The 21,364-nt window shown below is 67.0% G+C and carries 18 protein-coding genes and 3 pseudogenes; 13 read left to right on the top strand and 8 right to left on the bottom strand.

Annotation, left to right across the window (positions count from 1 at the left end; translation table 11 throughout):
• Positions 1–92 precede the first annotated feature (92 nt).
• A complete protein-coding gene (locus BMW99_RS41650; RefSeq protein ID WP_176735583.1) occupies positions 93–236 on the bottom strand; it encodes a hypothetical protein in 144 nt (47 codons plus the stop codon).
• Positions 233–646, bottom strand: coding sequence for a (R)-mandelonitrile lyase (locus BMW99_RS35455; protein WP_069465259.1), 414 nt, complete (start codon positions 644–646; stop codon positions 233–235). The genes BMW99_RS41650 and BMW99_RS35455 overlap by 4 nt, the downstream gene beginning before the upstream one ends.
• 19 nt (positions 647–665) lie before the next feature.
• On the opposite strand from BMW99_RS35455, the pseudogene BMW99_RS39645 reads away from it, so the two are divergent.
• The 5 genes and pseudogenes from BMW99_RS39645 to BMW99_RS35415 form a co-directional block, all read left to right on the top strand.
• Positions 666–999: pseudogene (locus BMW99_RS39645) on the top strand (IS3 family transposase); the annotation flags it as partial.
• A gap of 514 nt (positions 1,000–1,513) precedes the next feature.
• Positions 1,514–1,927 (top strand): hypothetical protein, encoded by a 414-nt coding sequence (locus BMW99_RS35440; protein WP_069465257.1) that lies wholly within the window; start codon positions 1,514–1,516, stop codon positions 1,925–1,927.
• Between the two features lie 148 nt (positions 1,928–2,075).
• A pseudogene (locus tag BMW99_RS39640) lies at positions 2,076–3,205 on the top strand (transposase); the annotation flags it as partial.
• 68 nt (positions 3,206–3,273) lie between these two features.
• Positions 3,274–4,188, top strand: a complete 915-nt coding sequence (locus BMW99_RS35420) for a transposase family protein (RefSeq protein ID WP_176735584.1) — start codon at positions 3,274–3,276, stop codon at positions 4,186–4,188.
• A gap of 145 nt (positions 4,189–4,333) precedes the next feature.
• Positions 4,334–4,684: a DUF6193 family natural product biosynthesis protein gene (locus BMW99_RS35415; protein ID WP_075018228.1), complete on the top strand. Its 351-nt coding sequence runs from the start codon at positions 4,334–4,336 to the stop codon at positions 4,682–4,684.
• A 28-nt stretch (positions 4,685–4,712) separates the two neighbouring features.
• On the opposite strand, the gene BMW99_RS35410 is transcribed toward BMW99_RS35415, so the two are convergent.
• The 5 genes from BMW99_RS35410 to BMW99_RS35395 all read right to left on the bottom strand — a co-directional run bounded on the left by BMW99_RS35410 (position 4,713) and on the right by BMW99_RS35395 (position 8,687).
• Positions 4,713–5,584 (bottom strand): IS5 family transposase gene (locus BMW99_RS35410; RefSeq protein WP_407640348.1). Its coding sequence is split into 2 segments (ribosomal slippage): positions 4,713–5,240 and positions 5,243–5,584, totalling 870 coding nucleotides; the frame shifts between segments, so codons are not numbered across the junction.
• Between the two features lie 270 nt (positions 5,585–5,854).
• On the bottom strand, positions 5,855–6,022 hold the full coding sequence (locus BMW99_RS41645; protein WP_176735581.1) for a hypothetical protein: 168 nt from the start codon (positions 6,020–6,022) through the stop codon (positions 5,855–5,857).
• Positions 6,023–6,157: 135 nt separating this feature from the next.
• Complete coding sequence (locus tag BMW99_RS35405; protein ID WP_069465252.1) at positions 6,158–6,901, bottom strand: sulfite exporter TauE/SafE family protein; 744 nt, start codon at positions 6,899–6,901, stop codon at positions 6,158–6,160.
• Complete coding sequence (locus BMW99_RS35400) at positions 6,898–7,263, bottom strand: rhodanese-like domain-containing protein (RefSeq protein ID WP_069465251.1); 366 nt, start codon at positions 7,261–7,263, stop codon at positions 6,898–6,900. Before BMW99_RS35400 ends, BMW99_RS35405 begins: the two co-directional genes overlap by 4 nt.
• Positions 7,264–7,325: 62 nt before the next feature.
• A complete protein-coding gene (locus BMW99_RS35395) occupies positions 7,326–8,687 on the bottom strand; it encodes an MBL fold metallo-hydrolase (protein WP_069465250.1) in 1,362 nt (453 codons plus the stop codon).
• 653 nt (positions 8,688–9,340) lie between these two features.
• Here BMW99_RS35395 and BMW99_RS35385 point away from each other — a divergent pair.
• From BMW99_RS35385 to BMW99_RS35350, 8 genes are all read left to right on the top strand, one after another.
• A complete protein-coding gene (locus BMW99_RS35385) occupies positions 9,341–11,515 on the top strand; it encodes an MMPL family transporter (RefSeq protein ID WP_075018226.1) in 2,175 nt (724 codons plus the stop codon).
• A gap of 125 nt (positions 11,516–11,640) precedes the next feature.
• Positions 11,641–11,907, top strand: coding sequence for a metal-sensitive transcriptional regulator (locus tag BMW99_RS35380; RefSeq protein WP_069463155.1), 267 nt, complete (start codon positions 11,641–11,643; stop codon positions 11,905–11,907).
• Between the two features lie 951 nt (positions 11,908–12,858).
• Positions 12,859–15,603, top strand: coding sequence for a helix-turn-helix transcriptional regulator (locus BMW99_RS35375; RefSeq protein WP_079138348.1), 2,745 nt, complete (start codon positions 12,859–12,861; stop codon positions 15,601–15,603).
• 743 nt (positions 15,604–16,346) lie between these two features.
• On the top strand, positions 16,347–17,705 hold the full coding sequence (locus BMW99_RS35370; RefSeq protein ID WP_069463151.1) for an MBL fold metallo-hydrolase: 1,359 nt from the start codon (positions 16,347–16,349) through the stop codon (positions 17,703–17,705).
• Between the two features lie 90 nt (positions 17,706–17,795).
• Positions 17,796–18,665 carry an alpha/beta fold hydrolase gene (locus tag BMW99_RS35365; protein ID WP_176735457.1) on the top strand — a complete coding sequence of 290 codons (870 nt, stop codon included), beginning with the start codon at positions 17,796–17,798 and terminating at the stop codon, positions 18,663–18,665.
• Between the two features lie 176 nt (positions 18,666–18,841).
• Positions 18,842–19,186: an alpha/beta fold hydrolase gene (locus tag BMW99_RS35360; protein WP_107451536.1), complete on the top strand. Its 345-nt coding sequence runs from the start codon at positions 18,842–18,844 to the stop codon at positions 19,184–19,186.
• 52 nt (positions 19,187–19,238) lie between these two features.
• The gene (locus tag BMW99_RS35355; RefSeq protein ID WP_075018224.1) at positions 19,239–20,513 is read left to right on the top strand and encodes an IS701 family transposase; all 1,275 of its coding nucleotides are present in this window, start codon (positions 19,239–19,241) and stop codon (positions 20,511–20,513) included.
• 160 nt (positions 20,514–20,673) lie between these two features.
• Complete coding sequence (locus tag BMW99_RS35350) at positions 20,674–20,889, top strand: hypothetical protein (RefSeq protein WP_069463153.1); 216 nt, start codon at positions 20,674–20,676, stop codon at positions 20,887–20,889.
• Between the two features lie 4 nt (positions 20,890–20,893).
• On the opposite strand, the pseudogene BMW99_RS42460 reads toward BMW99_RS35350, so the two are convergent.
• Positions 20,894–21,364: pseudogene (locus tag BMW99_RS42460) on the bottom strand (hypothetical protein); the annotation flags it as partial.

The raw sequence follows: 21,364 nt of genomic DNA, 5'->3' as shown, positions 1-21,364 counted from the left end.
CAAGTTCGGAACGCCAACAGCGACCTACTCCACCCCGTCCCCACTTCGTTGCGGAACGAACTATCCGAGGCGACCAGCAGCCATGACCAAACTCACCCAGCCTCATCAGCCGCAACGACATCCCCGCCGGCCGCAGCGACGCACCGCGTCTCGACCACGGCGGCCTGGTGCTGACGCTGAAGGTCCAGCAGGCTCTCGACGCCGTTGTTCAGGGTGACGTGAGGGACCTGGTTCATGACCGTGCCCCTTGCGCTGCGGTGTATTCGACGTCGGTGACGTGGTTGAGCCATGTCACGGCCTGGCCACTGTCGTCTGCTTCCTGCATGGCGACATGCGCCATGAACCGATCGGCGGTGGCGCCGTGCCAGTGCTCCTCGCCCGGTTCGATGTAGACGACGTGGCCTGCCCGGATCTCCTGGACGCCGCCAGCCCAGGTAGCCACCAGTCCGATGCCGTCGGTGACATACAGCGTCTGGCCCTTCGGGTGGTGGTGCCAGGCGGTGCGGGCACCGGGCGTGAACCGCATGTGCGCACAGCCGACAGCGCTCTGCCCGTCGGGGTTGCGGAGGCCGTCGACGTAGACGGCTCCGGTGAAGGCGGACGTCGGGCCGGTCGCGGTCTGGGCGGCGCTCTTGGTGTACTTCATCCTCGTCCTTGTCGCCCTGTCCACCCTGGTGGTCAACGCGCTGGATATGGCCATCCGCAACCGCCGCCCTGAGCCAGGCGGGATCGTCCACGCCGATCATGGAACTCAGTTCACCTCCTGGGTCTTCGGGGAACAGATCCGCTCCGCCGACCTTGTGTCGTCATTGGTCCTCGATGCAGGTCGAGCTGCTCAACCGCAAACGGTGGAAGACCCGGGTCGAACTGGCCAACGCCATCTTCGAATTCATCGCAATCTTCTCCAATCGCCAGAGACGACACTCAGCACTGGTCTACCGCACCCCCATCGGATACGAACTACTCTCCGAGAAGCACACCACCGCGGCTGCCGGTTAGCCACCGAGCCCGGAGCCCAACTGGTGGGGCGGGTCAAGACGTCACCCGATCGTGCACCAGACCCGTTAGATATGGCTGCGTGATGACGGGTCCATTGTGAAGTGCGTGGTGTTCGTACGGGCACACTCTTCGTCCAGATATGCATAATCGCGCTCTGGCGTGCTTCGCCCTGAAACCGCTCACTACGGTGAGAGCGTGGCGGTCATCAAGGCGGCCGAAGAGGAGTCGTGCAGTGGGGAACTCGGAGCAGGCAGCAGGTCAGCAGCCGCGCGATGACGGGCAGGGCGAGGTGGTACGCCGGTTGGACGGGCTCCTGCACGAACAACGCAAGACGAACATGCTGCTTCAGCAGCTGGCGCAGGTGCTAAGCCAACATCAGGGCGAAGCCGTTCCCGGTCGCGTGGCGTGGAAGGCTCCGCACTTGCCGTAGTAGCCATCGCCCACCCACCAGCGCGAACCCGGAGGCGAGCAGCGGTCACTGTGCCTGCCGGCACCAGTCCAGAGGGGAGCGGACATGGAACGTGGTCCTGGGTCGGGGCCGGTCCGGAGCATTGAGGCCGCCGGGCACAGCATCCATATTCGCGTCTTCGGACGGGGACCCGAAATTCTGCCAGCGTTACATCGCTGGCTCAGTCTGGAGGACTGGTTCGAGCACGCCAGCACCCACGTCGGCCTGCAGATCGGGTACGTACCGCTGCGATTGCTGGCTTGCACCACCGCTTCCAGCTGGAGAGGGGAAGCACAGTCCTCTGACCTGCTGCTGATCCTCCCGCATATGCCATCCTTGCAATTTGCGGAGATTTGGTCGCAGGCGAAAGTCTCCTCCTCGGCCTGGGCCAGCAACGCGGCCGCACAGCCGGGAACTTTACGTGTCGGCATCTTCCGCGGCCTACGCTCACTCATGACCGTCTACGAGCTTGGCGTTTAACCTCGCTCGTCACCCGACCTGCTCATCTGCGGTTCTTCGCGGGACAACGGGACGTCCGTTCTCCACGCTTCGAGATGTCGAGTCAAGAAGCACGAGAGAACGGCCGCTGTGTTTGAGTCTGCCTGTCGCCGTGTCCGCCGGTGAGGCGTTGGGTATCCTGTCCCGCTTTCGGGTCGAGTTCTACGAGTCCTTGTACGCCCGCACAGAGGCGCTCTTCGAGCTGACGGACGCGGTGCTATGTACGGACGGGCTGGTGAAAACGCTGGTAGAGCTGTGTCTGGCCGCCGAGCATCGGCGTGGGCACGGCGCCCTGTACGCCGCGTTGGACCGCGGCTGGTGCGAGCCTGCCCGCCTGCGCCGCGCCCTGACCGGCTTGCCGCCGCCCCGCGCGGCCGACGGGCGGATCGTGCTGGCCGTCGACGTCAGCAACTGGCTGCGGCCTGACGCCCCCACCAGCGACGACCGGTTGTTCTGCCACGTCTACGGGCGCGGGAACCGCAGCAAGTCCTTCGTTGCGGCCCTGGAGGCCGGTCGGACCTCCTCGACCGCGCTGCTGGACGCTGTCCGCCTGGGCCAGGCCCGACTACGCGACGGCGGTCACCGCTACCCAACTGCGCGACGTCGTCACCCCGTTGATACACACCGGGCAGTGGCGCAAGGGTGACCGGATATCTGGGTCGTCATGGACTCCGGCTACGACGTCGCCTTCCTCGCCCATGCGTTCGCGGACCTGCCCATCGTCCTGGTTGGACGCCTGCGCTCGGAGCGCGTGATGCTCCGCGACGCTGGGCCGGCCCGCTGCGGCCCGAAGGGTGGCCGGCCCCGCAAGCACGGCGGCGTCCTGTCCTTCGCCCGGCCCGACAGCTGGCACGAACCCGACGTCACCACCGTCACCGACACCACCCGCTACGGCAAGGCCGAACCGATGGCCTGGGACCGGATACACGCCCGGCTCACCCACCGCGGCCCCTGGCTGGACCTTGCAAAAGAGGAACTACCCTGCACGGCACCTTGATGCGGCTGAAGGTCGAGCGCCTGCCAGGTGACCGCGACCCCAAATCGGTCTGGCTCTGGATCTCCTCGACCGCCGCCGCACCGGCGGACGTGGACCGCTGGTGGCAGGCATTCCTCCGCAGGTTCGATCTCGAACACACCTTCCGGCTGATGAAACAGACCCTCGGCTGGACCGCCCAAAAGATCCGGCACGCGGACACCGCTGACCTGTGGACGTGGCTGATCATCGCCGCCCACACCCAGCTCCGCCTGGCCCGTCCGCTTACGAGTTGGTGCGTGATAGCGGGTGAGGCGTCGGGGCTGGCGGGTGGCATGCTCTGCCCATGGCGATCATGGTCAGGCGTGAGGTCCCATCGCATCAGCTGTTCACGGGGATCTCTCGGCATCATCTGAGCGGCCTGGTCGAGGAGTTGGCTCAGCCGGGGCAGGCTGCGGTCGAGGGTCGCCGGCACGAAGCGCGAGGCGGGGCGAGGCAGCGGGCTGCAGGAGCCGGTGCCCGGCACCAGCTCGTCTTCGTCGACCGGCTGGTGGCCACGCTCATCCACCTGCGGCACGACCTGCCCCACGCTGTGTTGGGCCTGCTGTTCGGCCTTGACCGCTCGACGATCACCCGGGCTGTCGGGGAGGTCCGTGTCCTGCTGGCCCAGCGCGGGTGGGTTGTCCCGGGGCAGCCGGGGCTGCGTCTGCGATCGCTGGCCGACGTATTCGCCTATGCGCAGGCCGAGGGCATCGAGCTCCGCCTGGACGCCACCGAGATCCAGGTGCGCCGGCCCGTGGCCGGCCGCGGCGGACGGCGGGCGTTCGTCTCCGGAAAGAAGAAGCAGAACACGATGAAAGCCACCGTCATAGCCGACCACCGTGGCCGCACGTTATGGACAGATGCCCTGCGACCAGGACGGATGCACGATGTGACGGCCGCCCGCAACGAAGGCATCGCCATCTGTTTCCAGAACTTCCCCGATGTCGAGGTCCTCATGGACGACGGATACCTCGGGCTTCGACGCGACCATCCCGGGCAGGCCATCACGCCACCGAGGAAGCCGAACAAGAGCGCACTTCCCCGGGTCCATGCACGCTGGGAACGCGACCGCCACGCGCACTCATCCGACAGGATCACCGTCGAACACGCCCTCGCCGACCACGAGCGCTGGAAGCAACTGACCCGCTGGACCCACCGGCGAGACCGCCTTCCCGCCACCTACCAGGCCATAGCCGGCCCCGTCTCCGACCGCACCGCCACCGGCTGAACCACAGCCCAAGCGCAGCCCACCCACACCTCAACCGCTATCACGCACCAACTCGTTAAAGATCAAGCTAGGGCGTGTTGGGAAAGCCCCAGGAAGGTAGGCCGGAGACTTGTCCGCAGTCGCCTTGAGCGTGGAAGATCAGCCCATGCCCGAAGCCCCTGATATCGGCACGGCCTGGCGCCAACTGCTGGAAGGCACTCCTGGAACCCGGCAGGGGGATCCCTTGGTCGTCGAGGCGGCATACGCACAGTCCCGACTGCGTGGCCTCTTTCCCTTCCCGACTCACGGTACGTTGCACTTCCTGCGTGCTGCACCGCCACCGTGGCCTGAGTCGGACAGGGACCGCCTGCCCTTCATCGTCTGTGGTGGACCGCCGTACAAGATCTACACGCCTGGTTATGGCGAGCTCCTCGGGGAAGCCGTGACTCCGGAAGGAGCCGCCGAGCTTCTGGTCGCTCATCTGCCGGACGCCGTGGGTGAGGGCGCGGATGAGTGAACCGGCACCTTACGAAGCGGGGGGTAGGTCATAGCCATTCGTTGATTGCTGCGACGAGAACTGTCGCCTCGTAGCGCACGGCCAGTTTGTCGTATCTCGTGGCCACAGCTCGGTGGCGTTTCAGCCGGTTGATGCCGCACTCCACCGCGTGGCGCTCCTTGTAGTCCTCCGTGTCGAAGGCTGGTGGCCGGCCGCCTCGGGAGCCGAGCTTCTTGCGGTTGCGCACCTGATCGGCCTTCTCCGGGATGGTGCATCCGATCCTGCGTCTGCGCAGGTAGGAGCGGTTCGCGCGAGAGCCGTAGGCTTTGTCGGCCCGGACCCTGGCCGGCTTGGTGCGCGGCCGTCCGGAACCGGGGCGGGGGACGCGGATGCGTTCGAGGACAGACTGGAACTGCGGACTGTCGTGCCGGTGCCCGGCGGTGATCAGCAGCGACAGCGGCTTCTGCCCCTGCTCGGTCGCCAGGTGGATCTTGGTGGTCAGGCCGCCCCGGGAGCGTCCGAGGCCATGGTCGTCTGGCTCGGTATCGATCCCGCCGGGCGGCTCGCGCTGCAAGTCCCCTTTTTACGCGCTCCGGCGGCATGTTGGTGGGCTCGGCAGACAGTCGAATCCACACTCACGTCCCAGGTGATCAGACCCTGCGCGTCGGCCTGGACCTGCAGTTGCACCAGGATCCGCTTCCAGGTGCCGTCGCGCTGCCACCGGCGGAACAGGTCGTAGACCCGATCCCAAGGGCCATATCTGTCGGGAACGTCCCGCCACGGCGTCCCCGCACGGGTCCGCCACCGTATCCCGTCGATCAATTGCCGATGAGTCCACGTCCGCGGCCTGCCCGCCTTCTTCCCCACCGGCAGCAACGGCTCCAGCTGAGCCCACTGTCCGTCCGTCAGATCACCTCGCATCACACCATGATCATCGCGTCTCAAGATCCACTTTCGCAACAGACCCTAGTTGCAGGTGCGGCCGGTGAGGTTGCGGCGGCTACCCGCCTGCACCCGTCGTCCCAGACCTACTCCTGCCGCCCATCGCGGCAGCGGCAGCCTGCCGAAGCCGCGACGGCGCTGGTCGGGGGACCGGATAGGCCATGGGTGCAGCAGCGCCGACCCCGCTCTCTATCAGGGTTGTTGGCGTTCGTCAGCCCTCGCCGAGCAGGCACGGTCGCAGTTCAGTCCTCAGCTACGACCGAGAAGGCGCTTCCAGCGGCTCCCGGCCGACGTGGTGTCCCGGGTGCAGGTGCAGCGCTGGGAGGTGGGGACTCCTGTCAGCACCTGTTCGACGTGCATTCCGCAGCCGCGGTACGTGAACTTCTGGCACTTGTTGCAGATGGCTCGCTGGCACATGCTTGTTGCTCCTTGTCGTATGGGATGCATGAGGCCGGAACGGTGGCTCCGGTCTTCGGCTGGAGTTATCGGCTACTTGACCGGTGCGGCTCCCCTCCTCACGGGCTCGGGCACCGGCCGTCGGCGAGGATGCGGTCACGCGAAGGTGTCGGCGAGCATCAAGGCCGCCACCGCCAGCAGGACGAATGCGAAGATCCGCTGCAGGGCGCCACCGCTGACTTTCATCGCGAGGCGCTTGCCGTCCCACGCCGCTAGGACGGCCGCTGCGGCGAACGGCCCGATCACCTCCCACCGCAGTTCCCCTCCGGTTCCGGCTCGGGCAGCGAGCGCGGCGAGGGAGTTGATGCTGATGACCAGCAGGCTGGTGCCCGCGGCCTGCCGCATCCGCAAGCCGAGGACGCTCACCAGGGCGGGCACGGCCAGGAAACCGCCGCCGACGCCGAGGAACCCGGTCACCACGCCGAGGCCTCCGCCGACTGCCGCCGCCTTCACCGGCCTGACCTCGTGGGGTGCTTCGGCAGTTGCGGGCCGCAGCATCCGCAACGCGGCAAGTGCAGCGAGGACGGCGAAAGTGGCGGTCAGGGCCGTCTGCGGAAGGTGCGCGGTGGCAGCACCAGCCAGGAAGGCGGGGATGATGCCGGCGGCGGCGAACAGTGCTCCCGTCAGCCAGGCCACGTTCCCATCACGGGCGTGAGCCACCAGGCCCGTCGCCGAAGTGACGGTCACGATGATCAGGCTTGCGGTGGTGGCCGCCGCCGGGGTGAGGCCGAGCAGATAGATCAGTGCCGGTACGGCCAGGACGCTGCCTCCGCCGCCCAGGGCGCCGAGCGCCAGACCGACGACGGCTCCCGCGGCCAGGGCAAGGATGAGCACACTCACGCTATCGAGCCGTGGTTCCCGTGCTCGTCGACGACCGGATAGCCCGCTGCGGCCCATGCGTTCATGCCGCCCTCGACGTTCACCGTGTCCTCGCCTCGCTGCGCCAGCAGGGTCGCGGCCTGCTGGGAGCGGTGGCCACTGCGGCAGATCACCGCCAGACTTCGGCCCCGCACAGACGCCGGCAACACGCCGCCCGCCGCCAGGCCCGACAGCGGTGCGTGCACGGCCCCGGGCGCGTGACCGGCCGCCCACTCGACGGCCTCGCGCACGTCCAGCAGTACCGTCGCCGGCCGGTCACTTCCAGTTCGGGTGTGCGCCTCCTGGACCGACAAGCTCGGCGCGCGGCTGCTATGAGGGAACATTCGGGGTCCTTTCTCTTCGGGGTCGCCAGATCGGTTGCCGGCCGCGGTGGGCCGCTGCGGACTCAGCGGCCGGTGATGGTCAGGCCTGCCTGGGCGGCGGCGTCGAAGCTGTCGTCGACGGCCACCACGTCCCGACCAACCGCGTGCAGCAGCGACGCGGCGATGGCGGCACGCATCCCGCCGGCGCAGTGCACCCAGACGGTGCCGCCCTCGGGGACCTCGCCTGCCCGATGGTGCAGCTGATGAACGGGGATGTGCACCGAGCCCTCGATCCAGCCCTTCGCGCGTTCGGAGTCGCGGCGCACGTCGAGGACCACGATGTCCTCGGCGTTGCGCTCGGCGAGTCCGGCGAAGGTCGAGCGTGAGAACGACACGGGCCGCTGCCCGGCTACCACCCATCGCTCTGGGCCACCGGTGGCCGCGGCGGCCGGGCGGTCGATGCCGACGCGCACGAGTTCCCGTTGCGCTTCGGCGAGTTGACCATCCGACTCGGCCAGCAAGGTGATCGGCTTGCCCCAGGGGATCAGCCACGCCAGATACGTGGCGAGGCTGCCGTCCGCCTCGAAGTTGAACGAACCGGCCACATGTCCTTCGGCGAAGGCGACACGGTTGCGCAGATCGACGACCCACTCTCCCGCGGCCAGCCGCCCCGCGATCTCCCGCGGATCGGCGACCTCGGGAGCAGTCAGGTCCACCGGAGCCGGACCACTCGCGTTGACCGGCCCCATGTGCGCGTAATAGGCGGGGACGTCGTCCAGTCCGGCCAGTAGATCGGTGACGAAGGTCTCCGCGTCCGTGACGAGTGCGGTGTTGGCGGCCTTCTCCTTGCCGATCGTGCTGTCGTCTCCGTCGGCCTGCGCCGAGGAGCAGAAGCTGCCGAAGCCATGCGTCGGCAGGACCCTGGTGTCGTCCGGCAGCGCGTCAGCGAGCCGGTGGGCGGACACGTACTGAGCCCGGGCAAGGTGCTCGGTCAGGCGCGGGTCGACAAGATCGGGGCGACCGACGGTGCCGATCAGCAGTGAGCCGCCTGTGAACACTGCCTTCGGTTGCCCGGAGCGGCTGAGAACGTAGGCGGTGTGGTGGGGGGTGTGACCCGGGGTCGCCACCGCGGTCAGGGTCAGATCGTCCTCCACGTCGACGGTGTAGCCGTCGCCGACAGCGGTCCGCGCGTACGACACGCGCGCGGCGGCCGGGACGAGGTAGGCGGCGCCTGTGATCCGTGCCAGTTCAAGCCCCCCGGTGACGTAATCGTTGTGGACGTGCGTCTCCGCCACAAGGGATATGCGCACCCCTCGCCGGGCGGCGGCTGCGAGCACCTGGTCGATGTCGCGCGGTGGGTCCACCACGACTGCGGTCAGCCGGCCCCCGGCCAGATAGCTCCGGTTGCCCAGCCCCTCCAGTTCGATCGTGTCCACGAAAAACACTTGGATGCTCCCTTCGAGTCGATGTACCCCCGGGGGTATGTCTCGTCCGATCTTAACAGAATTACCCCGGGGGGTATATTCCAGCGTCTCTACCACCGACTCCTTGTCGGCGGCCAGTAACGCCGAGTGCAGGTCCACCGGGACCGAGCCGCTCGGGCAGGGGCTCGAGGGCGTCCGCTGGGTGGTGGTGGTCACCCAACAGAACTGGGCCGGCTTGCGTCGCCGGCGAACGACTGCGACGGGACCGAGGTAGCACTGATCAGTACCACCGCGGCGAGGGCAACGGGGAAGTCGGCCGTCCCAAGTTGCCCGTCACCCCCTGCTGCCACGCCCACGGAAACGAGCGTGAAGTCGGCTACGGCCGGACACCGGTCGGAGCTGAGGAACGCGGCGCACCGAGACGCAAGGGCGACGTCGAGTTTCGGGCGTACCTCATCAGCGACAGGGCGCAGCTCGAAGCCCGACATGCGCCTCCGGCGTACACCCCCTCGCTCGCCGACGTGCGGCGACACCCGCTGATGGCCTTCCCGGCCACCCCCTCTGAGGAGATACCCCCCTTGGTATTTGCGCCACCGACACCACTGCGCATACCGTTGAGGCAGATACCCCAGGGGGTATCTGCCACAGCTGGCCCCGACAGGAAGGCTTGCATCATGACGTCCGCGCCCTCACTCAGAGTCGGATCCCACGACCGACCGCCGCCCCCCGCCACGCCGTCCGGTGCGCCTGGCCCCTTCGGCCGGCTCGGCGCCTGGTCCGCGACCCATGCCAGGACCGTCTTTCTGCTGTGGGTGATCGTGGTGGCCGTCCTGGGCGCCTTCGCGCCGAAGGTGGAGTCTGCACTGTCGGGCGCCGGTTGGCAGGCCAACGGATCCCAGTCGGTGGCCGTACGCCAGATCGCGCAGCAGCACTTCGGCGGCAACGCCTCGTCGGCGATCCAGATCGTGGTCCACGCCGACAAGCCGGTGAGCGACCCCGCAGTCCAGCACGTTATCGGCCAAGCCGAGAGCATGGCGCGCGCCGACTCCCGCGTCGCGGCCGTGGTATCCCCGCAGCCCGGCGCGACGATCAGCCCCGACGGCCACACCGCGGTCATCCTGGCGGGCGCCAAGGCCGATCCGAACGAGATGGTTCGCGCGGCCGACGACCTCAAGGGCCCGCTCTCCCACCTGTCCGGGCACGGGGTGACGGTCCATGCCACCGGCGCGTCCGTACTGTGGAGCGACTTCAACAAGGCCAACCACAACGCGATGATGCACTCAGAGATGCTGTCCTGGCCGGTGACCATGATCATCCTGGTGCTGGCCTTCGGCTCCCTGGTTGCCGCAGGCCTCCCGCTCCTGCTGACCATGGCAGGGCTCGGCGCGTCCGCCGGCTCCCTGGTGCTCTTGACGCATCTGACACCGGTGTCGATCTGGGCGATGAACTTCGCAATGATGTTCGCCCTGGCCCTCGGCATCGACTACGCCCTGTTCATGGTCATGCGATTCCGCGGCGCGCGGATGGGCCGTACCCGCAGCACCCTCGATGCGGTCGTGGAGACGATGGACACCGCAGGCAAGGCCGTCGCCCTGTCCGGCGCGACCGTCCTGGTCAGCCTGTCCGCGGTGATGCTCGTTCCCTCCCCAGCCTTCCGCTCCATGGCCGGCGGCATCATGCTCGCCGTCACCTTCGTCCTGGCGGCCACACTGACGCTGCTGCCAGCATTGCTGGCCAAGTTGGGACACCGGATCGACGCCGTCTCCTTGCCCTGGGCGAAGGCCGGTGAGCATCGCTCCCCGCGGTTCGCCGCATGGGGCGAGCGCCTATGGCGCCGGCCCGTGGCCTACGGCGCCGCCGCACTCTTCGTCCTGCTGGCACTCGCCGCCCCGGTGATCGGCCTGCGAACAGCCATGCCTTCCATCGACGTCCTGCCGAACGGCGCCTCAGCGCGCGCCGGCTACGCCGCCGTGCAGCACGCTTTCGGCCCCGGCGCGCCGGGCACCCTGCAGATCGCCGTGCCGACGGCCGCGGCCGGCCAGGCCGCCAACGTCGCCCAGCACACCCCCGGCGTCGCCACCGTGCTGCCTCCCCAAGCCGCCACCGACCACTCGGGCTGGTCGATGATCCAGGCCGTACCGAAGGTGGATCCCTCCGACCCCGCGCTGTCCGAGACCGTGCACACCCTGCGCGCCGACCTGCCCCACGGGAGCCTCGTCGGCGGCGCCTCGGTGGAGAACCTCGACCTGCAGCATGTGCTCACCAGCAAAACCCCGCTCGTCATCGGCGTCGTCCTGGGCCTGGGCTTCCTGCTCCTGCTCATCGCCCTGCAGGCACCGCTGATCGCCGCACTCGGCACCGCCGCGAGCCTGCTGTCCACCGGCGCCGCCTTCGGCACCGCCCGCCTGATCTTCCAGGACGGCCACGGCGCGGGACTGCTCGGCTTCACCTCCCAGGGCTTCCTCGACGGCTGGGCCCCGGTGTTCTTCTTCGCCATGATCTTCGCCATCGCCATGGACTACACCGTCTTCCTGCTCGCCTCCGCGAAAGAACACTACGAACGCAGTCGCAACGCCAAGGACGCCATGGTCGGCGCCATGGCGCACTCCGGCCGCGTCATCTTCGCCGCAGCCGCCGTCATGGTCGCCGTCTTCTTCACATTTGCCACCTCCGGGCCGTTGCCACCCAAGGAAATGGGCATCGTCCTCGGCGTGGCCGTCCTCCTGGACGCTGCACTCGTCCGGCTCATCCTGCTCCCCGTGCTACTGCGCCTGACCGGCCATGCCGCGTGGTGGAGCCCTGCCTGGCTGCGACGCATTCTGCCCTCCGTCCGCTTCTCACACGGGTGAACCACAAAGGCGGTTTCGGTGGCATGGTCGGCGACGGCCCGAACGACCGGAACCGCCCTTATACCCCCTGGGGTACACTTGACCAAGTGAACGTGCAGCACGAACAAGGAGGTACGGCCATGGCGATGGCGGTGGACGAGGAGTCCATGCAGTCCGTTCTCAACCGTCTGCGGCGAGCGCAAGGTCAACTGTCTGGAGTCATCGCCATGATCGAGGCTGGCCGTGACTGCAAAGACGTCGTCACCCAGCTCGCCGCGGTCTCCCGCGCCCTGGACCGCGCCGGATTCAAAATCGTCGCCAGCGGGATGCGACAGTGCCTGGCAGCGGCGGATGACACCGCACCTCCCATGACCGAGGCCGAACTGGAGAAGCTCTTCCTCGCCCTCGCCTGACGGCCGCCACGATGGCACCTGCTCACTCGTTGTTGGAGCTCCGGAGCAAAGTGCGGGTGCCATGAGGGTCGATTGCGCGTGGCCGATCGCGTCGTACGGGCCGGGCTCAGCGCGTCCCGAGGACGAGGCGGTGCCTCTTACATCCGACGACAGACATGGATGCTCCGAATGTGTCCTGAGCTCAAGATCCCGCCGGAGGTGCCCCCGGACAAAGTCCTTGACGTCGCGATGAACCGTTCCGAGTCCGAGGGAGACTCGATAACTTGGCCGTAACCTCTTGTCGGTCAGGTGGTAGGTGGCTTCGTATCCTGCGCGCGGGAGGTAGCCTATTTCGCCGTGCAGCCGGTGCTGATCGGCGAGGGCAAAAGAGGTGTATTGCGAGCCGGCGTCGCCGTGGTGGACCAGTTAGCCGGGTGCCTTCGCGGTCACGCTGCCACAGGCCTATCTCGTGTGCGGCCAGGACGAGTTGGGTGTGTTTGGTGGTGACCGCGGACCAGCCTCCAATGCAGCAGGAGAAGGTGTCGGCGACGAAGGCGGCGTAGACCGTGCCAGCCCATGCTGCGCCATGGGTGAAGTCCGCGACCCAGTCCGGTTCGGAGGCTTGGCGACGAAGTCGGTATCGACAGTGCCTGGGGCCCGCTCAGCGGCCGGGTCCTGGACAGTGAGGACGGTCGACTTCCCGCGGACGGCGCCGGTGATGCGAGGTCGCTCGTCAGCCGCTCGACTTTACAACGGGCCAACATTCGTCGGTTGTTGGTGCGAGTCCCGCCCCGGTATCGCTGAGCCGTACGGCAGGTGCCTGTCTTCCATGCCGGGAGTGCTGCCGCAGCGGGCCTGACCTGCAGCCCATCGGCTTCACCAACCCGAAAACCAAGCGCTCAACGATCGAAACCACGACCGCCAACCTACCGAACCAAATGAGATGACGTCTTAGGGCCGCGAGGTGATCCAGTGAGAACGAAGCCTTTGCGTGGCCGTGGGGAGGCGCTTGCACGACTGCTGAGCGGTGTGCGAGCGGTCAAGCAGCACGAAGCATGCTCCGTCCTCTTGATCTCCGGTCCGGCCGGGATCGGCAAGACCGCGGTCTTGACCGAGCTCTGTGCACAGGCTGAGGCCATTTCCCTGCGAGTGGCTCGCAGCAAATGCGATGAGATTGAGCAGATGCGCCCCGGCGCAGCATTTCTCGGTCTCCTGCGGTCCGGTCCAAAACCGCTACTGACCGCGGACGAATTCTCCCACGTCGTCCGGGACGCTGACGAGCCACTACTGATCGCGGACCGTTTCGAGGAAGTGGCTGCGCGAGGCCCTCTGCTGATCGCGATCGATGACGTGCAGTGGGCCGATGCGGCCAGCCGCTTCCTCATCCGTACTCTGGTGCCACGCCTTGTCGGCCTACCCATCGCCTGGGTACTGACCAGCCGTAACGAGACATTCGACGACTTCACCGATCACGAAGCGATTCGAGTGGTGCACGAGCAACTCGGGCCACTTGGCGGACCAGAAGTGACGGCCATCGCACGGGACCGGCTCGGCTACGTGCCGGATGCGGAGACTCGTGGGTTCCTCGCTGCCACCGGCGGTAATCCATTGTTCGTCGAACAGATAATCGGCTCCGTGGTCCGAGCGCATGCGCACGGTGACGACAAGGCCACTCTCGTAGCCGAGTTCCAGACGGCGGTCGCGCAGCAGGTAGCTGCGTTGGACAGGCACGTGCGAGACCTGGTGGAGCTGCTTGCCACGGCGGGACGGCCGGTGCCGATGCGGGATCTCGTCGCTCTGCTACCAAGTGCCGCTTCTACGATCCCGGCCGCATTGGCCACGCGGCTCGTATCGGCGACTGCGCAGGGGCTTTCGATGCGCCACGATCTCGTGGGGGCGGCGATCCGTGAGACGCTGCCTTGGAAGGTCATGCGCGACCTCCACACCCGCTTGGCCACCTACTACCTGAACGAAGCAGGGGATCCCCTGACCGCAGCCGCGCATGCCCGTGTGGCCGTGGAACCTGGCGACCTGGCGACCGTGCACATTCTGGTTGCCGCTGCCGAACGATTGTCCAAGCCCGGGCTCAGCAGTGACGATGCCGGAGACCTTGCCGCGCTCGCTTTCCGCGCGCTGAACCCCAGTCAGGCGGAATGGCCGGCTATAAGCCTGCGCTGCCTGGCCGTGCTGGCCCGTACCCAGCATGTGCGCGAGGCGATCGCTGTCGCCGACCTCGTCATCGCCAGCCAGGACGACAGCGACATCGTCGGCCAAGCGCACGTCGATGCCGCTCGCGCTCTGTGGCTGAGCGGCCGCATCACAGAACTCAGGCAGCGCCTTGAACGTGTACTGGCGGGCACAGCCCTGGAACCAAGCACGAACTCACGACTCCGTGCCGCATACGCACTGGCGTTGACCCGGACAGACGCCGGCGAGACCGCGGCGAAGGAGGCGGCAGAAGCCGTCGGGCACGCCCGTGCCTCAGGGGACCGGGAAGCTCTCGTACTAGCCCTTCAGGCGCTCGGCGAGACGGCCCGTAACGAGGGTCGGCACACGATCGCGCTGCGGAACTTCCGTGAACAGCGGGTGGTGAGCGGCTCCCCCTTCCTTGCGGAAGAGGTCACTTCGCTGCAACTGCTGGACCGCTATGCCGACGCCCAGGCCCTGCTCGACCAGGCCCGGCTACTCCGCGGTGGACGACTCGAGATGCTGCCGGGTCTGCAAAGCGCGCAGATGTGGCACGACTTCCTCCTGTGCAAGCTCGACGACGCTGAGGTAGGCGCCACGGCGGTAATCGATCTGGGCCACCAGCTTGGCACGAACCTCTACGTCCTTGACGCACATGTGGTCCGCACCGGAGTGGCACTGCTGCGTGACGACCTCGACAGGGCGGCCGCGCAACTGGCGGCGGTGGACAAGCTCACTGGAGCGGATCCGGCGGTGCGTGAACCCTGGGTTGCCGTCATGAGTGGCTGGCTCGCCGGCCGTCAAGGCGACCTCCAGGCGTCCATGCGGACCCTGGTCCCGGTATTGCGGGGCGCCGGGGCCGCCTTTCATTACTGGCCGTTGTGGCCGTGCTGGCTCGGTATGTTCTATGAATTCGGCGACCAGTCCCGAAACCAGGACTTCGCCGCAGAGCTCGTCGAGGCCGCATCGCAGTCCGCCCGGCGCAACCCAGGTGTAGCCAGTTTCGAGGGCCTCGCCCTGCAACTGCGCGGTGTTCGGGACAACGACCTCGAGACGCTGGCGAGGGCCGCGAGCGTCCTGCAAGCGAGCCCTAGACCGCTTATGCGCGGGGGAGGCGCCGCCGTGTACGGTCGCGCACTGCTCGTAGCTGGCCGCCATGACGACGGGATTGCCCAACTCGACCGGGCCTGGGACGAATACGAACAGGCGGATGCCAGGGCTCATCGCACGACGGTGGAGCAGCTGATGCGCGAGGCCGGTGTCGACAGTGCCAAGTGGAAGGTGCAGCCCGCTGAGCAGACCCGCGGCTGGACGTCGCTCACGCCCGCGGAACAGCGGGTTGCCGTGTTGATTAGTACCGGCTACACGAACAAGGCTGCCGCGTCGCGGTTGGGCGTCTCCATCAACACGGTTGGCACCCAAGCAAGGTCTATCTTCGCAAAGCTCGGCGTGCAGTCTCGTGTTCAACTCGCTAACCACCTGCATGAGGAAGGCATTGTCGGGCCCGGTGAGCAGCCCGAAGATCGTTGAAGAGGCGGGCTGTTCCCTGGTCGGACGAGGTCCTTGCCACGCGCTGAGCCCCATCAGAGTCGTCACCGATCGGGTGGAGGCATTCTCTAGCAGCCGATGACTGCCTCGCCCGGGTCGCGCACGGCCTCCTCGGCGAAATCGCGTCAGTGGTCCCATTTCACCTTGTCCTCGAGGGCCGCAGCGAGCTGCGTACGGCTGCTCGCGCAGACCGGGCGCTGGCCGAGACCACGCGGCGGTCGCGGGTGAGACGGCCTGCGTCCGCACTTGATGCATTCCGACATAGGTTTTACTCTTGCGCATATGGGGCACTTCGTCGCCGTGGCGGTCGAGGAGGCGTTGGGCCGGATCAAAGCGAGAGGTCGTGGTGTCTTTTTGCTGGTCAGTCGTTCCTGATCCGTCGCCGTGCGCCATACAGACGGGCGGCGGGCTCCGTGGCTCCTTGTAGTCCGGTCTCCGACGCCGAGGGCGAGACCGTAGGTCATCTGCTCACCGCCGAGCCGCCCTCACCGACTGATCCGGCCCTGACCGGTCAGGCATTCCAGCAGGCATCGAGATCCATGTCTGTCTTCGACGTCTATCGGAACATCCGGCCTGGCGAGTGAGTGAGGGCGTCTGCATGCGTCACCTGTTCATGTGATGGAACCCAGCGTTCTGCTGCGATTCACTGGAGGCCATGCATACGGGACGCCTGAAACCCGAGCCCCAGTAGAAGGCAGGCCAGGTGTCCAGTTAGGAGCACTGCGGTGGACGTCGAAATCGTGAGCACAGAAGGGCTCGGCGACCGGACGTACATTGTGCACAACGGTCACGTGGCAATTGTAGTGGACCCGCAACGCGACATAGACCGAGTCGAGAAACTCGTAGCCGACCTCGGGCTCACGCTGGCCGCAGTGGCGGAGACCCACATCCACAATGACTACGTGACGGGCGGACTCGCACTGGCTCAACGCAGCGGTGCCCGATACCTTGTCAGCGCGGATGACACGGTTTCGTTTAACCGAGTTCCGGTGAATGACGGCGACGAAATGATATTTGGTTCCCTCCATATGCGGGCGCTGAAGACGCCGGGCCACACCCCGCACCATCTGTCGTACGTGATCCGGGACGCGCGGCGGCCGGACCAGTCGCCGGCGGTGTTCACCGGCGGCTCCCTTCTTTACGGAAGCGTGGGCCGTACAGACCTCGTCGATCCGGCACAGACCCTGAAGCTGACCGGCCTCCAGTACCAATCGGTACGACGCCTGGGAGACGCGCTCCCGGACGACACCTCGGTATTTCCAACCCACGGCTTCGGAAGTTTCTGTTCCGCAGGCGAAACCGCACCCGACGACAACAGCACCATCGGTCGGGAAAAAATTCGGAACGATGTATACACCGCTGCGGACGAGCAGTCTTTCATCGAGAAGCTGTTGGGAAACATCACTCCCTACCCTGCTTATTACGCCCACATGGCACCACTGAACCTGGCGGGTCCCGCCCTCCCTGACCTGAGCTCCCCCGAGCCGGTGAGTCCGGCGGAGTTGCGGCGTAGGCTTCAGGAGGGAGAATGGCTTGTGGACATACGGAGCCGGAAGGCTTTCGCCGCCAACCACATCGACGGCTCTGTCAGCATCGAGCTCGGCGAGCAGTCGGCGATTTACCTCGGCTGGATTCTGCCGTGGGGTTCGCCGATCACACTGATCGGGGAGAGCCCCTCGGACGTCGCCGCAATGCAGCGCCAATTGGCTCGTATCGGCATCGATCACCTGGCAGGTGCCACGGCCGGTCCCTTCGACCAGATCACTTCCGGTCTCGGACACGGCAGTTACCTCAGAGTCGACTTCGCTCATGTCCCCGCCACCCTTGGTGACGATGACGTGATTCTGGACGTGCGCCGAGTCGATGAACGCGTGCGGGGGCACATACCCGGCTCGCTGCACATCCCGCTCACCGAAATCTTGGACCGGATCGACGAACTACCCCGGGCGCGCCTGTGGGTGCACTGTGGATCAGGTTTCCGCGCCGGCATCGCCGCAAGCCTGTTGGACCGCGCCCTCCGGCCCGTCGTTCACATCGACGACTTTTTCGCGAACGCGGCGAACCGCGCACGCGACGTGTCCTGAACAAGACGAGAACCCTGGACGAAAAACGTCCCGCGAACAGAAAGCACCATCATGTCCCACAAAAAAGACAGGTCATTCGGAGAAAAGCCGGTGTACAAGGAGCTTCGCGTACCCACGACTGCGGGTGAACTCTATGTCCGCGACTACGCGGGCAACGGACCGGCCTACGTGATGCTGCACGGATTTCCGGACAATCTCGGAATCTTCGACAAGATCGCGCCTTTGGTGGCGGAATCGGGTCGCCGGGTCGTCGTGTTCGACTTCCTCGGCTTCGGGGATTCGGAGAAGCCCGGCGCGGGCTACTCCTTCGACCAGCAAGCCGGTGACGTGCTCGCGGTGGCCGATGCCCTCCACCTCGACCGCATTATCCCTGTCGGCCACGACGCGGGCGGTGCCGTGGCGGTGAACTTCGCCCTGCGTCACCCGGAACGTACCGCCGAGGTGGCCCTGCTCAACTGCTTCTACGGCAGCAGCCCGTCGTTGCGGCTCCCCGAACTCATCGTGTTCTTCGCTACTCCCGAACTGTCTGCGCTGAGCCAGCACTTCCTGCGCAGTCCCGCCCGCTTCGAACAGATCCTTGAGTTCCAGCGCACGCAGTTCCGCGAGATCCTTGGCACCGAGGAGCAGATCGACTACGACGAGTTCCTGGCCCGGCTCATCGACGAGAACTTCAGCCGCCAGGGTTCGGGACCGGCGTTCGCCCACATGACGGCACAGCTGCTGTCCGAGGTGGCCCGCGAAGACCAGAAGATGGCCGAGCTTGAGGCCCTGGACATTCCCTTCCGCCTCATCTGGGGTGCTGAGGACCCCTACCTCAGCCCGGCAGTCGCCGAGGAGATCGCCAAGCACCTGCGTAACGCCACGCTCACCGTTCTGGCGGGCGGGGGTCACTGGCCGCAGCTCGACCGGCCGGCCGAGGTCACTCACGCGCTTCTGTCGGACGCCGACAGCAGCAAGTGACCAGTAAGAGATGAACTTACGGGGCGCCCGCACCCACCGGTCCATGCCGCCGCCAGGCACTTGGCAGTACGCCGGGCAGCGGGACCAAGTGTCGGCAGTCGGAGAGTCGCGGCTCAACGGCTGCCGGCTCGCCTGTCGCACGACCGCCCGCATGCGGGAGGTCGTATGTCGGCCCTTTGAATGAGGACGACGCGGGTGTGGGCACCTACGCGGATGTCAAGACGCAGACCGCCGAGGCGGCGAACGGCGACCACAGCCTCGAAGACGAGAGCGACGGGCGGCCTCTGGCGCCGCTGCAGCACTTCAGCGACAACCTCGATAGCTGGAATCCCACTCTCATCGACGCCCTCGCGCAGGGCCGCCGCATCGTCACCTTCGACTACAGGGGCGTCAACGCAACCACGAGCTGGACCCCGCACCGCGTCCGCGCCATGGCCGAGGACGCGGTGGAGTTCATCACCGCGCTCGGTCTGGCACGGATCGACCTGCTCGGATTCTCCCTCGGCAGCTCCGTCGCCTAGTAGTGCTTCGTTAGGTCTTCTGATCTTGGCTGGTCGGGAGCATGTTGAGGGTATGAAGCTGGCGGAAGTGGAGCGTCTGCGTGGTGAGTTAGCGGATTTCGTGGGTGATGTGTTCGCGTCGGTGCCGCGGCGGGATCAGCGGCGCTGGGGTGAGTGTTACCTGCGGGGTCTGATGCTGGATGGGCGGCGCAAGTCGATCCAGCCGATGGCGGAGCGGCTGCCGGATGGGAACATGCAGGCGCTGCAGCAGTTCGTCAGCCAGTCGACGTGGGACGAGACGCCGGTGCGGCGGCGGATCGCCGAGCGTCTGACCGAGGTCGTGACACCGCGGGTGTGGGTGGTCGACGATGTGTCGTTCCCCAATTGCGGCACGGCCTCACCCGGGGTGGCCCGGCAGTACTGCGGGGCGCTGGGCAAGCGTGCGAACTGCCAGGTCGCGGTGTCCGTACATGCCGCGACCGACAGTGCATCGTGCCCGTTGCAGTGGCGGTTGTATCTGCCCCGGGAGTGGGCCGAGGACCCGGCCCGCTGCCGGCGGGCGGGGATTCCTCTCCCGGTGGAGCACCGGGAGAAGTGGCGGCTGGCCCTCGACATCCTCGATGAACTGGCCGACTGGAAGCTGACCGTGCCGATCGTGGTAGCCGACGCAGGCTACGGGCAGAGCACACCGTTCCGGCTCGCGCTGCACGAGCGGGGGCTGGGCTATGTGGTCGCGGTCACCGGCCGGGAGGTCGCCCAACCGGCAGAGGCGGTGCCGCACCGGCCCGCCTATGGCGGGCTCGGGCCGCCCAGGTTGCCCCGTTACCGCACACCTCCTGTCGCGGTGGCCGACCTGGCAGCCGACGGCGGACGGGCCGCCTTCACGCCGGTGACCTGGCGGGAGGGCAGCAAAGGGCAGATGACCTTGCAATTCCGGGTCATGTCGGTGCGTCCGGCGGGCAAGCAGGCCACCGCTGCCGCCCAGGACTCCGGCGGCGGCCGCAATCGCTGGGACGGTGTCCTGCCTGCGGAGACGCTGCTGGTGGAGTGGCCCGCGGACCAGGCGGCACCCACTGACTACTGGATGTCCAACCTGCCCGCCACCACACCAGCGCGGGATCTGGTCAGGTGGGCCAAGATGCGCTGGCGCATCGAGCACGACTACCGCGAACTCAAACACGGACTCGGCCTGGACCACTTCGAAGGGCGCACCTGGCGCGGCTGGCATCACCACGTCACCCTCGTCACCGCCGCCCAGGCCTTCCTGACCTGCCACCGGCACCATCCAAAAGCCCCCACGCCGGCCTCAGCCTCTACCAAGTCCTGGACACCCTCCAAGACCTCCTGAGGTGCTGGACCGGCACCTGCACCACCTGCGGCCGACCGTTACCAACAACCCGCACCAGACCACGGCCAGCGCCAACCTAACGAAGCACTACTAGGAGCTGTCCGGCCGATCTTGGGCTTGAGTAGGGTGCTTCTGCTTTGAAGGGTGGGTTCAGTTGCAGATGACGCGCGAGGCGGCGGTCAGGCTGGTGCAGGACGTCATGAATGTTGAATACGACGAAGACGAGACGCAGCGTGTGCTGGACGAGCTCGACAGGGGGCTCGGCTGTCCGACTGGCTACGTTGCTGGATTGATCTTCTGGCCGAAGGACAGGCCAGAGCCGACAGCAGCTGAAGTCGTTGACCAGGCTTTGGCCTACCAGCCGTTCGTGCTGTGAGCGGTTATGCCCTCAGCCAGATGACGATGGCGGCCGCCGTGACGGTGCCGAGGAACACGTACCCGCGTTTGTCGTATCGAGTGGCCATAGCCCGTTGGTTCTTGAGTTTGTTGATCGCCCGCTCGGTCCGCGGCGACGCTGTCAGGCTTCTTGCGGGGCCTGCCTGGTCCGAGCCGGGGCACGCGGATCTTCTCCAGAACCGACTCCAGCTGGGGGCTGTCGCCGCGCTGGCCTGCAGTGACGAGAAGGGACAGAGGGCGGCAACGGCCGTCGGCGCTCAGGTGGACCTTGCTGGTGAAGCCACCCCGCGAGCGGCCCAGTCCCTCGCCTCCTGCACCACCTCCACCAGCCGGTCGACGAGGTTCTGCCACGGAGGCTCGGCCTGGTGTTCCGTTGCTTCGTCCCCCCTTGGGGCGGACAGTGCGGATGGCCGCTCCTTACGGGCGCCGGCCGCGTGATGGTGAGCGCGCACACT

Origin of the sequence: Actinacidiphila rubida (assembly GCF_900110255.1) — a bacterium.
In the GTDB taxonomy this organism is placed as follows: domain Bacteria; phylum Actinomycetota; class Actinomycetes; order Streptomycetales; family Streptomycetaceae; genus Actinacidiphila; species Actinacidiphila rubida.
This window is presented reverse-complemented; position numbering and strand designations above follow the sequence as displayed.